The sequence below is a fragment of the Arthrobacter sp. zg-Y895 genome (genome assembly GCF_020731025.1).
Lineage (GTDB): Bacteria > Actinomycetota > Actinomycetes > Actinomycetales > Micrococcaceae > Arthrobacter_B.
On record NZ_JAJFZY010000003.1, the window covers coordinates 523,383 to 535,209 of the forward strand.

The 11,827-nt window shown below is 68.6% G+C and carries 14 protein-coding genes; 7 read left to right on the forward strand and 7 right to left on the reverse strand.

Annotation, left to right across the window (positions count from 1 at the left end; all coding sequences use genetic code 11):
- Positions 1-192: 192 nt before the first annotated feature.
- Positions 193-1,086 (reverse strand): dihydrodipicolinate synthase family protein, encoded by an 894-nt coding sequence (locus LJ760_RS04180; protein WP_227919588.1) that lies wholly within the window; start codon positions 1,084-1,086, stop codon positions 193-195.
- 11 nt (positions 1,087-1,097) lie between these two features.
- The gene (locus LJ760_RS04185; protein ID WP_227919591.1) at positions 1,098-2,012 is read right to left on the reverse strand and encodes an EamA family transporter; all 915 of its coding nucleotides are present in this window, start codon (positions 2,010-2,012) and stop codon (positions 1,098-1,100) included.
- A 46-nt stretch (positions 2,013-2,058) separates the two neighbouring features.
- On the opposite strand from LJ760_RS04185, the gene LJ760_RS04190 reads away from it, so the two are divergent.
- Positions 2,059-2,535, forward strand: a complete 477-nt coding sequence (locus LJ760_RS04190) for a MarR family winged helix-turn-helix transcriptional regulator (RefSeq protein ID WP_227919593.1) — start codon at positions 2,059-2,061, stop codon at positions 2,533-2,535.
- Positions 2,536-2,703: 168 nt separating this feature from the next.
- Here the strand turns inward: LJ760_RS04190 and LJ760_RS04195 are convergent, their stop codons facing one another.
- Entirely contained in the window at positions 2,704-3,690 is a 987-nt protein-coding gene (locus LJ760_RS04195) for a hypothetical protein (protein ID WP_227919596.1), read from the reverse strand.
- The gene (locus LJ760_RS04200; RefSeq protein ID WP_227919598.1) at positions 3,687-4,025 is read right to left on the reverse strand and encodes a PadR family transcriptional regulator; all 339 of its coding nucleotides are present in this window, start codon (positions 4,023-4,025) and stop codon (positions 3,687-3,689) included. The genes LJ760_RS04195 and LJ760_RS04200 overlap by 4 nt, the downstream gene beginning before the upstream one ends.
- A gap of 164 nt (positions 4,026-4,189) precedes the next feature.
- Here LJ760_RS04200 and LJ760_RS04205 point away from each other — a divergent pair, with 164 nt between their 5' ends.
- The 6 genes from LJ760_RS04205 (at position 4,190) to LJ760_RS04230 (ending at position 9,533) form a co-directional block, all read left to right on the forward strand.
- On the forward strand, positions 4,190-4,528 hold the full coding sequence (locus LJ760_RS04205; RefSeq protein ID WP_227919600.1) for a PadR family transcriptional regulator: 339 nt from the start codon (positions 4,190-4,192) through the stop codon (positions 4,526-4,528).
- On the forward strand, positions 4,525-5,553 hold the full coding sequence (locus LJ760_RS04210; RefSeq protein WP_227919602.1) for a hypothetical protein: 1,029 nt from the start codon (positions 4,525-4,527) through the stop codon (positions 5,551-5,553). The genes LJ760_RS04205 and LJ760_RS04210 overlap by 4 nt, the downstream gene beginning before the upstream one ends.
- Positions 5,554-5,691: 138 nt before the next feature.
- A complete protein-coding gene (locus LJ760_RS04215; protein WP_227919603.1) occupies positions 5,692-6,657 on the forward strand; it encodes a hypothetical protein in 966 nt (321 codons plus the stop codon).
- 184 nt (positions 6,658-6,841) lie between these two features.
- Positions 6,842-7,636 (forward strand): GNAT family N-acetyltransferase, encoded by a 795-nt coding sequence (locus LJ760_RS17470; protein ID WP_331460703.1) that lies wholly within the window; start codon positions 6,842-6,844, stop codon positions 7,634-7,636.
- Between the two features lie 28 nt (positions 7,637-7,664).
- Entirely contained in the window at positions 7,665-8,162 is a 498-nt protein-coding gene (locus tag LJ760_RS04225; protein ID WP_227919604.1) for a GNAT family N-acetyltransferase, read from the forward strand.
- Between the two features lie 99 nt (positions 8,163-8,261).
- The gene (locus LJ760_RS04230; RefSeq protein ID WP_227919605.1) at positions 8,262-9,533 is read left to right on the forward strand and encodes a glycosyltransferase 87 family protein; all 1,272 of its coding nucleotides are present in this window, start codon (positions 8,262-8,264) and stop codon (positions 9,531-9,533) included.
- Here LJ760_RS04230 and LJ760_RS04235 read toward each other — a convergent pair.
- Genes LJ760_RS04235 through LJ760_RS04245 form a run of 3 tightly spaced genes read right to left on the reverse strand, consistent with a single transcriptional unit; the run spans position 9,530 to position 11,646 of the window.
- Positions 9,530-10,135: a GNAT family N-acetyltransferase gene (locus tag LJ760_RS04235; protein ID WP_227919606.1), complete on the reverse strand. Its 606-nt coding sequence runs from the start codon at positions 10,133-10,135 to the stop codon at positions 9,530-9,532. The two genes, LJ760_RS04230 and LJ760_RS04235, sit on opposite strands and share 4 nt — an antisense overlap.
- A gap of 39 nt (positions 10,136-10,174) precedes the next feature.
- The gene (locus tag LJ760_RS04240; RefSeq protein WP_269436498.1) at positions 10,175-10,750 is read right to left on the reverse strand and encodes a MarR family winged helix-turn-helix transcriptional regulator; all 576 of its coding nucleotides are present in this window, start codon (positions 10,748-10,750) and stop codon (positions 10,175-10,177) included.
- Positions 10,750-11,646 (reverse strand): alpha/beta hydrolase family protein, encoded by an 897-nt coding sequence (locus LJ760_RS04245; protein ID WP_227919607.1) that lies wholly within the window; start codon positions 11,644-11,646, stop codon positions 10,750-10,752. Before LJ760_RS04245 ends, LJ760_RS04240 begins: the two co-directional genes overlap by 1 nt.
- Positions 11,647-11,827: the final 181 nt, after the last annotated feature.

Consider the following 11,827-nt stretch of genomic DNA (forward strand, 5'->3'; position numbering starts at 1 on the left):
GGATGAGTTTTTGCGTCCTGCAGCCCGGAACTCAGGTGCGAAACCCTGCGGTTTGTGCAATTTCCCTGCGGTTTGTCCGATTCCCTGCGGTTTGTCCGGATCCCTGCGACGCGCGCGGCAGGATGTGTCACAAACCGAGGGGTTTTCCCGAACCGGAGGAGTTTTGCGTCCTGCGGCGGGGTGCGCCGTGGGCTAACCGGCCGCTGAGCCCCGAAGGGTCCGCAGCACCCCGCCGATCCTCCTCCGAACGTCCCCGGGCAGGGGCCGCAGCGGGGCGGGCAGGTTCTCCACCGGCAGCAGGCCAAGCTCTGCCGCCAACGCGGAGGTCACGCGCAGGCTGCCGAAATCCCGGAACAACTCCCAGACCGGTGCCAGCTGTGCCGACAAACGCAGGGCAGTCTCGGCATCCCCGGCCTGAGCGGCGCGTGTGATGGCGAGCGCCAGGTCCGGCAGGGTGCCGCCCAGCACGCTGAACCACACGTCCGCGCCGGCGAGCAGGGCCGGGGCGGCAAACTCGTCGCCGCTGACCCCCAGGGCCACCCCGTCCGGCAGCGCGGCCCGCACCTCACGGATCCGCCGGTCCGCTTCGTCCACCGGCCGGGGCGGAATCTTCACGGCCTCCACCTGCGGAAGGGCGCCTAGCCGGGCATAGAACTCGTCCGTGAACGTGAACCGGGTGGTGGTCGGATTGTCATAGATGCAGATGGGCACCGAGCTGGCGGCGGAGACGGCCTCGAACAGGCCGGCCACCTCGTCCTCGGTCAGCGGCTGGTAGGACACCGGCGCGAGCAGCAGGCCGGCGGCACCGGCGTTCTGGGCATCCTCCGCTCCGCGCAGGACATCAGTGGTCCGCAGCGCTCCGATCCCCACAATCACCGGCACCGCCCCGGCTGCCTGCACCGCGGCCGCTGCCACCCGGCGTCGTTCCTCCCGGGACAGGTAGGCGTAACTGCCGGTGGATCCCAAGGCGCCGATGGAATCCACCCCGGCCTCCACCGCACGGTGGACCAGGGCGGCAAACAGGTCCAGATCGACGGTGTCATTGATGACAGGTGTCAGGGGAAAGGCGGACAGACCTGTGAACACGGGAGCTCGTTTCAACGTGGGGAAGCCGACCGGTCCAGCACATCATGTGTGCGCACCGCCGCGGCGTTGGCACGCCGATGTCCGGCCGGCCCGGCCAGCACCAGGGTGGCAAGGACCATTGCCGCGCCCAAGCATTGGCCGGGACTGAGGACCTGCCCGGCGAGCAGCCAGCCGGCGGCTGCCGCGACCACCGGGCTAAGCAGTCCGAGCAGTGCGGTGCTTGAGGCGGGCAGCCGGTGCAGGCCGCGGAACCAGAGGTAGTAGGCCAACGCCGTGCCGGTCACGCCGAGGTAGGCGTACCCGGCCAGGTTGACGCCGGTCAGTGCGGGCGGCGGACCCTCCACCAGCAGGGCCACCGGCAGCAGGAACAACCCGCCGGCGACCAGCTGCCAGGATGTGGCCGCCAGCAGCGTATCCGGGGTGCCCCACTTCTTCGTCAGGACCACCCCGGCCGCCATCGCCACTGCTCCTCCGAGCGCGGCGGCCACACCCAGCGCATCAAGCCGCGCCTGAGCCTGCAGCACCAGCAGCCCGACGCCGGCCAGCCCGGCCACGCCTGCCGCCAACTTCCGTCCGGTCAGCCGTTCGCCGATCCACCGCGAAGCAAACAGCGCGACCAGCAGCGGCTGCACCGCACCCACGGTGGCAGCGACGCCGCCGGGCAGCCGGTAGGCGGCCACGAACAGCAGGGCGAAGAACAGTCCGATGTTCAGCACCCCTAATACCGCCGAGCGCCACCACCAACTGCCGCGGGGCAACCGCCGGACCAGCAGGAGCAGCAGCAGGCCCGCGGGCAGCGAGCGCAGCAGGGCGGCCAGCAGCGGCCGGTCCGGCGGCAGCAGCTCTGCGGCCACGATGTAGGTGGTGCCCCAGACGATCGGCGCCAGGGCCGTCGTCGCTGTCAGAGTTATCGATTTGCTAAGCACTTAGCTAATATAGCTAAGTGCTTAGTTAATTGCTAGGGTGCATTTCATGAGCGATCACGTGGACAGGGTTCTCCGGCAGTGGGCAGCGGAACGGCCGGATTTGGATGTCTCCCCCATGGCCGTGGTCGGCCGGCTGTCCCGGGTGGCCCGCCGGTTCGATGAACAGCTGGCTGCAACCTTCGCAAAACACGGCCTGGATGCGGCCTCCTTCGACGTGCTGGCCACGCTGCGCCGTTCCGGCCCGCCCTACACACTCAGCCCCAAGGACCTCTCCGCAGGGTCCATGGTCACCTCCAGCGCCATAGCGCAGCGGTTGAACCGATTGGAGGCGCAGGGATACGTCCTGCGCTCCCCCAGTTCCGCGGACCGGCGCGGCAAGCAGGTGACCCTGACCGACGCCGGCCGGGCCGCCGTCGACGCCGCCCTTCCGGACCATGTGGCCACCGAACACCGTCTGTTGGACGTCCTGGACGGCGGCGAGCGGGAGGCGCTGGCAGCACTGCTGGCCAAGCTCGACAACTGATTGTTTGTCCTCCGCTTGCGGGTCGGCTGCGAATCCCTGCGGTTTGTCTGTATCCCCGCGGTTTGTCCGGATCCCTGCGCTGCGCCGCGCAGGGATTGCCACAAACCGCAGGGTTTTCCCCAAACCGCAGGGGAATACGGCCCGGATTCCATGCCTCCGGACACCCAGTTAGGCGGCAGGTGTGGAACCCCTGCCCGGGAAGCTCAGCACGGGCCGCTTCCAGGCCACCCACGCGCTGAGGACGCCAAAGGACGAGCAACCGAAGTAAAAGACCTCGGGCGGTATCCCGACAAGTCCAATGCCGCTGTTGCCCCCAACCATCAGGAACATGCCGGAAAGCGGGAGGGACATCAGCGGGATAAGGACAAGGCAGGCCCAGGGGCGCACCTTGTGCCCGGCAGCAGCAAGAACCGCGCCAAGAACCACCAGTTCCAGGGACCACCATGCCAACCGCTGGTCATTGATGAGGTAGGGGCCGCCCCAGAAGGTGCGCTGGGCTCCCCCGCCCTGCAGATAGCTGGTGAGGGTGAGGAAAGCACCAAGTGCCGGCGCGCCGATGAGTACAACGTTTCGGAGCAGCGGGGTCCCGATAGGGTCACCACACAACGCCAGCAGACCCGCTACGGCAAAGAGGGCAAACACCAGCGGATGCACCGGGATGGGTGGATCCGTGACGCCGAGGATGACCGCCAGGGCGATGCTTGCAGCCACGGAAGCCAGCTGCAGGAATATGGCAGTAGTGCGCCGTCCGGCTGCCCGGGCTCCGAATGCCACGAGGGTCAGGACAAAAACGATCGCTGCGGGAGTTGTGAACGCTCCGAACGGATGATCCACCAGATTGTAGCTATTCCAGCGGAACCACCGCCCCAACTCGCCGAGAACCATCATCACCAGCGCGAGAGCGGTACCTGAGATGGCCCCGATGGCAGCCATCCGGTCCCGACGGCGGCTCGGCAGAACCTGATTCACACGTGCAAGGGTTCCGTGCAACGCCAACTGCAGCAGCTCCGGTCGGGTTGCCTCCCCTCTCCCTTCGCTGGCGGCGACGTCGAGCAGCACCCCCAGAAACTCCTCGCCGTGCCGGGCGCGCCAGTCGACAGGGTAGGCCCGCAGCGCCCGTCGGTACTGCTCCTCCATTGCAGCTGCTTCGCTCATGCCAGTGCCCCCTTGGTCCTGATGCGCAGGCTTTGCCGCGCGGCATCTGCGGCGGCCTCCATCCGGTCGGCCTCCCTTTTCAATGCGTCGGCCCCGTTATCCGTCAGTGCGTAGTACCGGCGAAGCCGTCCGGCCACCACTTCCTCGCCTGCGTCCTGCACCAGACCCTCCTCCTGAAGGCGGTCCAGCGTCGTATAGAGGCTGCCGGGCTTGAGCGACACCCTTCCACCGGAAAGCTTCTTGGTCTCCGTCAGCAGGGAATAGCCGTGATGCCTACCCCTGGCTAAGGCAGTCAGGATCAGGAAGGTCGGTTCGCGCATCTCTCGTGTGCTCATGGAAGCAATATATGTATATGACATGAGTATGGCAAGGACTTTCAGCCGCGCTCACAACCCGGCAAATCCGGATCCCATAGCCCAGGCAGCACTGAAACAACCGTGACTTAACCGTTATATTCATTTCTTCCCTATATTCAGTTTTTCTGACTATCGTTCAGGGCATGAGCAAGCATGAGATGCGCGAACCGACCTTCCTGGTCCTCTCGGCCCTGGCTGACGGACCCAAGCACGGCTACGCCCTGATCGCCGAGACAAAGGACCTCTCCGGCGGCCGGGTGAAGCTGCAGCCCGGCACCCTCTACGGGGTGCTGGACCGGCTGCGGGAAGACGGGTTGGTGGAGATTTCCGGCGAGGACGTGGTGGACGGCCGAGCCCGCCGCTACTACCGGATTACCGACGGCGGCGCCGCCACCCTCGCCAAGGAAGCGGACCGTCTGGCAGCCAACGCCCGGCAGGCCATGTCGAAGCTGCGACTGCGTGCAGCGCAGGCCGGAGCATGAACGGCGGAGCCTCCAAACTGGAGGCCACCTACACCCGGGCGCTTGTAGCCTACCCGCGCCGCTGGCGCCGGGAGCAGGGCGAGGAACTGATCGGCGTACTGCTCTACGTCGCCCGTTCCGAGCACCGCACCAAGGCCACCCCGGCCGAACTGCTCAACCTCGTAGGCAACGGCCTGGCTACCCGCGGCCTGGAACTGCTTGGCAGCGTGGGCCGGCGGCGACGCAACGGCATCGCCTTCACCGCCACCGTGCTGGCCACCTACCTTGCGCTCACCCTGACACTGCTGGGCGAATGGGGTCCGTGGGTCCGGCCGGGCACGCTGCGCTGGCGGCCCACGGGCGAGGGGTTCGGTGAGGCGTTCCTGGCCGCGGGACCGTTCACGACGGCGGCCGCGGCGGTTTACCTGGCACTGCTCGCCGGATTCGTTGCTGCGCTGGCCGGCCGGCACTCCCTGCGCCGGACACTGCATCTCAGCGCGGCAGTGACAGCTCCGCTGATTCCCCTCTCCGGCGCCGTCGCGGGAATCCTCGCACCGCCGCTCACTCCCATGCTCGTGCTCAGCGGCCTGGCGCTGCTGGCCCTCATCGGCAACCCCGCGGCCAGCGCTTCCCGCCGCGTCCTGCTGGGGGCCGTCACGGCCGGTGTCTCGTTGTCGGGTCTGTGGCTGGCCGTCAGCCGGTTGTCCGGCGGCGCTGCCCTGTTCTTCTACGACGCGGCGAGCGTGCTTGCCGTTGATGCCCGGTCCCTGACACTGGCAGCGGCGGCGCTGATGCTGGCCGTCGGAATGGTCCTGGTCAGCGGAAGCCGGATGATCCCCTGGACTGCTGGCCTGGCCGTGGCATCGACGCCGTTGCTGGTCCGGCTCTGGTCCGGAGGTTCCCTCGAAACCTGGCTTGCCGCCTCGGGCTTACCTGGCCCAGTTACCGCCCACTGGGAATGGGCGTTCCTCGGATTGGCCTTGGCCACGGCAGCACTGACCGCCGCGGACCGGCAGATCCGGTCCCGGCGGCTCCGAACCGCCTGACCTGCACCCCTCAGCTCCCTGCACCACCCGCCCCACCAGCACCACCTGCTCAACCTGATTACCGCTGTCGTTTTACGGACATGCTCCCGATGAGCTGGTCCGGCACCGCACCCTGGATTCAGTCTCGAAAGGCATCCCATGAACCGCAACCGCTTCTCCCCCGCTGCGCCGGCACCGGCCACCGACGCCGGCACCCCGGCCCGCCGTCGTCGGTACCTCGCCGGCCTCGGAGTCATCGTTCTCGGAGCCGCAGCGCTGGCAGGTTGTGCCGCCGATTCCGGCCTGGAACCGGTGGCGGAATCTTCGGCCGACCCGTTTGAAATCTATTTGGCTGAAGATTTGGACGCCATCCTTTTGGCCCAGGACACCCTCCGCTTCCAGTGCTACGCGGACAACGGCTATCCCGAATTCGAGGCCTTCATTTCCGAGGAACCGGCGGTGCAGTGGCGCGCGGATCTGCTGGACCAGCTGACCGTCAATGACGCCTTCTTCGAAAGTGTCCAGGACGCCACGGCCCGCGGGCTTCGCACTGAACCCCTCGGCCCGTCCGCGGAGAAGGTCTTTGTACACGACGACGCCTTCGAGGCGGTGTCCGAAGCCTGCGACACGAAGTCCTGGGCCGCTCTGGGAGAAGACGCCGAACAGAGCCTCATCGATTACAACCGGCTTAGCAGCAAGCTGGCCGGCGGCCTGGCCGACCGGACGTTTGAGGCACTGGGCCCCCTCCAGCAGGAAGTGGTCAAGTGCCTGGTCGACGCCGGGGTACCGGTGACGCCGGCGTCCGACAAGCTGTACGGCTTCACGTCGGACGTCGAGTTCGGCACGCCGGTGGAATACCCGGAACGGACCGGCCCGAAGCAGGTCTCCGGCGTGGAAATCATTCCCGCCGACGTCGAAATCCCGTATGTACCCACTCCCGCCGAAGCGGCCGTGGCTGTGAAGTACTACAACTGCTCCCTCGAAACCGGCGTGCGGGATGAATTCGACGCACTGATCCTTGAGTCCAAGAAGGAAGTCGTCGCTGAGCACGCAGCCGAACTGGAGAAGGCCAACCCCCGGATCGCCGAACTCGCCGCCGCCGCTAGGGAGCTCACCGCCCGCTAACGCCACCAGCTATGCCGGTGTCCGAGGTCACCGCGGACACCGGCTAGACTCTGGCTGAGAAGACGCGGCGGGTCCCACAGCTGCACTCCGGCGGGATCGCCGGCTGAGTTCCGCCGGGACAGCAGTCGACGTCCCGGAAGACATTCGGGAGCCCGTCTCCGTTTCAGAGTTGGAAGAAGTAGAAATGCCCGGTTACATCCCCACGCCGCCGCCGATCCGCGTTCCGGGTCCGGTCCCGTTCGCCGGTGCGGGCCAGCAGGCGACGACGGCGGCCCTGCCCCTTATCCCCGACCTCCGCGACACGCGCCCCACCGCCCGCGGAGGGCAGGCCGGCCCGCGCGCCCTGGAGGCGCACCGGGTGAGCGTAATCCGAGACGATCCGGGCAAAGGCGATGTCCGAGCCCTCCTCGCAGAGAACCGTGACCTGCTGTATCCCGCCGGAACAGTAGCCGCAGGCCTGACTCCTCCGTCCCTGAGGGACCCCTCCGTCACCTTCTGGACGGTCCGCGAGGACGGCACCCTCCTGGGCTGCGGCGCGTTGAAGGAACTTCCTCCCCTGTTCGGAGGCGCAGCAGGTGAATACGGCGAAATCACCTCGATGCGCACGGTCGAATCCGCCCGCGGACGGGGTGTTGCCCAGATGCTCCTGCAGCAGATCATCACGAATGCCCGCGCCCGCGGCTACATCGCATTGCTGCTGGAAACCGGCACCCAGGAGTTCTTCGCCTCGTCCAGGCGGCTGTATCAGCGCCACGGTTTCACCGCGTGCCCGCCGTTCGGCAGCTACCGCGCCAACCCCAACAGCACCTTTATGTGCCTGGACCTGCGGGCCGCCGCGGCCGGCCCGGCGGAACCCGCCGCCGTCCCGGACGCATCCCCGGAGGACAAGGTCTACGCCAAACCCGGGACCCTGACCGAAATCCTCGCAGCACAGCGCGCCCTGGCGGCGGCCCCGATCCCGAACCCGAGACGGCGCTGATCTTCAGCACATCCGCGAGAGGAACACCGTGAAGCTGCAGCTGGACGACCCCGGCCGGGAAGACGTGCTCAAGCTGCTGGCCGAGCATCTGGCCGACATGTTCGCCGCCTCCCCGGCCGAAAGCGTGCACGCGTTGGACCCCGCCGCCCTGCAGGACCCGGACATAACCTTCTGGACCGCGCGGAAGGACGGGCAGCTGCTGGGCTGCGGCGCACTCAAGCAGCTCGGCCCGCACCAGGGCGAGATCAAGTCCATGCGCACCGCAGAAGCCGCCCGCGGACACGGCGTCGCAGCACGCATCCTGCAGATGATCGTCGCCGAGGCACGGTCCCGCGGCTACACCGCCCTGCTGCTGGAAACCGGCACCCAGGACTTCTTCGCGCCGGCGCAGCGGCTCTACCAGCGGCACGGCTTTCGGCCCTGCCCGCCGTTCGGCGGCTACACCGCGGATCCCAACAGCATCTTCCTACGCCTGGATCTGGACACCGTCCCGCCGGACCGCCCGCGCGAAACGCGCGAAGAATAGGGAGCACGACGACGCCGGGCACCGTGCGGGCGCACCGTCACGGCCGGATCAGCCTGCCATCCCAAAGCCGCCGGCACGCTGCCGTCTAAACTGGCAGGCATGGCATTATCAACGGCGGACCCGGCGTCCCGCACCCGCACCCGGATCCTCTGGCTCGCGCTCGGCCTTCCGGTTGCGCTGGTCCTGGTGGTCCTCGGCGCCCAGATCCACGGCCTGGATTTCACCGTGTACCGCGAAGGAGCCCGGGCGTTCCTCGGCCTGGGCGAGCACCGCCTGTACGACCCGAGCCTGGTTGAAACGGACACCCGCGGCCTGCCGTTCACGTATCCGCCCTTCGCCGCCCTGCTGCTGACGCCGTTCGCGGTCCTGCCCGAGGCCGTGGGGCTGGTCCTGCTGACGGCGACGTCGTGCGCCTGCCTGGTGCTGACCGCCTTCCTCGTCGCCCGCTACCTCACGGAGAACGAGGTGCTGCCCCCGCGACTGCACACCGCGCTGGGCGGCAGCGCCGGCGTCGCCGTTCTCGCCACTCTGCTGATCGGCGTGCTCGGACCGTGGCGCGAGGGCCTGGGCTTCGGCCAGATCAACCCGATGCTGATGCTCCTGATCGTCGCGGACCTGCTCCGGCCGGCGTCGTCGAAGATTCCGCGCGGACTCCTCATCGGACTCGCCGCCGGCATCAAGCTCACGCCGCTGGCGTTCGGGCTGATCTTCCTGGTCCGCCGCGACTGGCGGGCCATCCTGACCATGGGTGCCGCGTTCGCCGCGACCATTGGCGTCGGCTGGCTGGCCTCGCCGGAGCAGTCGCGGACCTTCTGGTTCGACTCGCTCTTCAACTCCGACCGTGTCGGGGACACCACGGACATGTACAACGTGTCGCTGAACTCGCTGCTCGCCCATCTCGGGACCCCCGAGTCGCTGCAGCGGCCGCTCTGGCTGCTGGCCTCGGCCGCCGTCGTCGCGCTGGGTTTCTTCGCCATCCGCCGCTCGGACGCCCGCGGTGACACCATGGCGGCGGTCAGCGCGAACGCCGTGGTGATGCTCGCGATCTCGCCGATTTCCTGGTTCCATCACTGGGTCTGGATCGCGCTGGTGCTGCCGGCGCTGTGGGTGGCGGTACGACGACGGCGGGCCGGGGTCCGCGGCGCGGGCATCGCCCTGCTGGTGGTGATGGTGCCGGTGTTTATGCTGTCCTCGATCACCGTCACGATGATGCTGACCGGGGTCGTGAGCGGTCAGGGCCCGACGGCGTTGGAGCTGTTCACCGGCCTGGGCGTGGTGCTACCGGTCGCGGCACTGGCGTTCTGGGCCACCGCTCCGGTTGCTGCGCCACTGTCGGAGGCCGTCCCGCGGCGCCGGTCCGCAACAACCTAGACCGGCGCCGTTCGAGAACCAACAGCGGCATTGCCGGCGCCGGCGTCGGGTTTCGCGGCGGAATCAGCCTCGGGCCAGCCCAGGGCCAAGTACATCTCCGGCACTCCGGCATACTCCCGGTCCAATTCGGGAAAGTGCCTCAGGCCGGCGGCGAGCGCGGTCCGCTGGGAGCCGGTGTTTGTCGTCGTCGTGCGGGCCAGGATCGGCAGCGCCGGCAGCAGCGTCCGGCCGCAGCGCACGGCTTCCGTTGCTCCCTCTGTCGCGTAGCCCCGGCCCCAGACCGCCGGGTCGTAGCGGTAATACAGATTCAGGATGGTCCGGCCGTCCACCGCGGCGCGCTGCAGTCCGGTGAAGCCGATGACGATGTCCGGGGCGTCCCGTTCGGCCACCGCCCAGTAGCCGAAGCCCTCGCGGTCCCAGTGGTCCAGGAAATCCTGCAGGGACTTTGTCACGGATTCCACCGTCGGGGTATGCGGATTGTGCCGGTTGGTCCGGGGGTCCGTGTGGATCCGGATGGCGGCATCGTAATCCGCACGTTCGAGCCGGCGCAGCAGCAGTCGCTCGGTGCTGACGGGGGTCCAGTCGATCGGGTCTTGGCGCATGCGCCCATCCTAAGCGGGGCCTCCCCCGGTTTCCGGAATCTAGTCCAGCACTCCGCCCACGTGCTTCAGCCAGCGCGCGACGACGGCCAGCTCCTCGGCGCTGAACCCGTCAGTGATCTTTCCGTTCAGCTCGCCCAGCGCTGACTGCACGACGCCGACCGCGGCCTTTCCGTCGGCGGTCAGGTTCAGCCGGATGGTCCGGCGGTCCGCCGGATCCGGTGCCCGGGTCAGAAGCCCGGCCTTTTCCAGCCGGGACAGCAGCCCGCTCAGCCCGGCCGGCGAGGCGTCCACGGCGTTGGCCACCTCGCCGGTGCTCGCGCCGGGGTGGGTAGCCAGATACAGCAGCACCCCGGAGGCCGCCGCGCTGAGGCCGCGGTCCTCGCCCCGGCGTCCGATCCACCGGCGCAGCCTCCGCTCGGCGGTCAGCGTCAGGAAGATCAGCCGCGGCGGACGCCGCCGACCGGCGTCGCCCGTTCCGCCGGCGTCGCGGCCGCCCGCGTCGCGGCCCCCGCTGGCGCCGCTCTGCCCGCCGTCGCCCGTCCCGCCAGCGTCGCCCTGCCCGGCATTGCCGCCCTCCTGGCCGCCGGCACCCGTTCCGCCGGCGTCTCCCGGCATCACGGCTGCTTCGCGATCCGTCCGTCCAGCCAGGTGAGGACCTCGGGCCACAGCTTGTCCTTGGCGCCGCGCCGGAAAAAGCCCATGTGCCCGATCGCGGGCACCCCGGCGTCGTCGGGCGAGTAGGTACGCCGCTCCAGCGGGGCGTTGGTGAGCCGGCTGTAGATGGCGTTGATCTGTCCCGGCGTGGCCCAGAGGTCGTCGGTGAAGCCGATGGACAGCACCTCGGTCTTGACCCGTGCTGCGCGTTCGGCGGCGTCCATGCTCGGATCGTCGAAGAAGTAGTTGGGCCGGCGGGACCAGGAGCTCCACTCGAGCATCGCGCCGCCGGGCATGTCCTCGCCCAGACCCATTTTCCGGCCCGGCACGGCGCCGAGCAGCCGGCTGGTAAGCGGGCCGAGGACCCGCAGGACCAGTCCCACGCGCAGCCGTTCCTTCGGATCTTGGATGGTCTTGGTGACACCGGCGTGCGAGGCGATGGCCACGAATCCGAGCAGTCCGTCCGTGCCGTTGTCCAGGGCCATCGCATGTCCGCCGATGCTGTGCCCGACGGCCAGGCGCGGCAGCTCCGGGAACCGCTCGGCCATCCAGTCCGCGGCGGCGGGAACGTCCTGGGCCATCCAGTCGCGCATCCGCAGCTTCCGGTTGGCCTTCGGGCTGCCGGACGCGCCGGTTCCCCGATAGTCGTAGGTCAGGACCGCATACCCGTTTTCGGCCAGGTGTTCGCTGAAGCCGGTGTACAGCCGTTCGGCTACCGCCGTGGCGGGGTGGATGACGACGGCGGCCCGGGGAGCGTCGTCGGCCTGCAGGCGCAGGGTTCCGGCGAGTGCTCCGCCCGCGGGGACGGGGATGCTGATCCGTTCGGACGTGACGGCTGACACACTATTATTTCGCATGCGAAGTAATCTACACGGGACAGCCGGTTCCGGGTACCCCGCGGGCTTAGGGGAATCGAACCCCTGACCTTTTGGACCCCCGGCACCGACCCCTAGTCCCGCCCCCACGGCATCCCAAGCATTGTTACTGGAGGGAACCAGCGGGACCACAACCGCCCCTCCTGCACCAAAGCGTGGGACC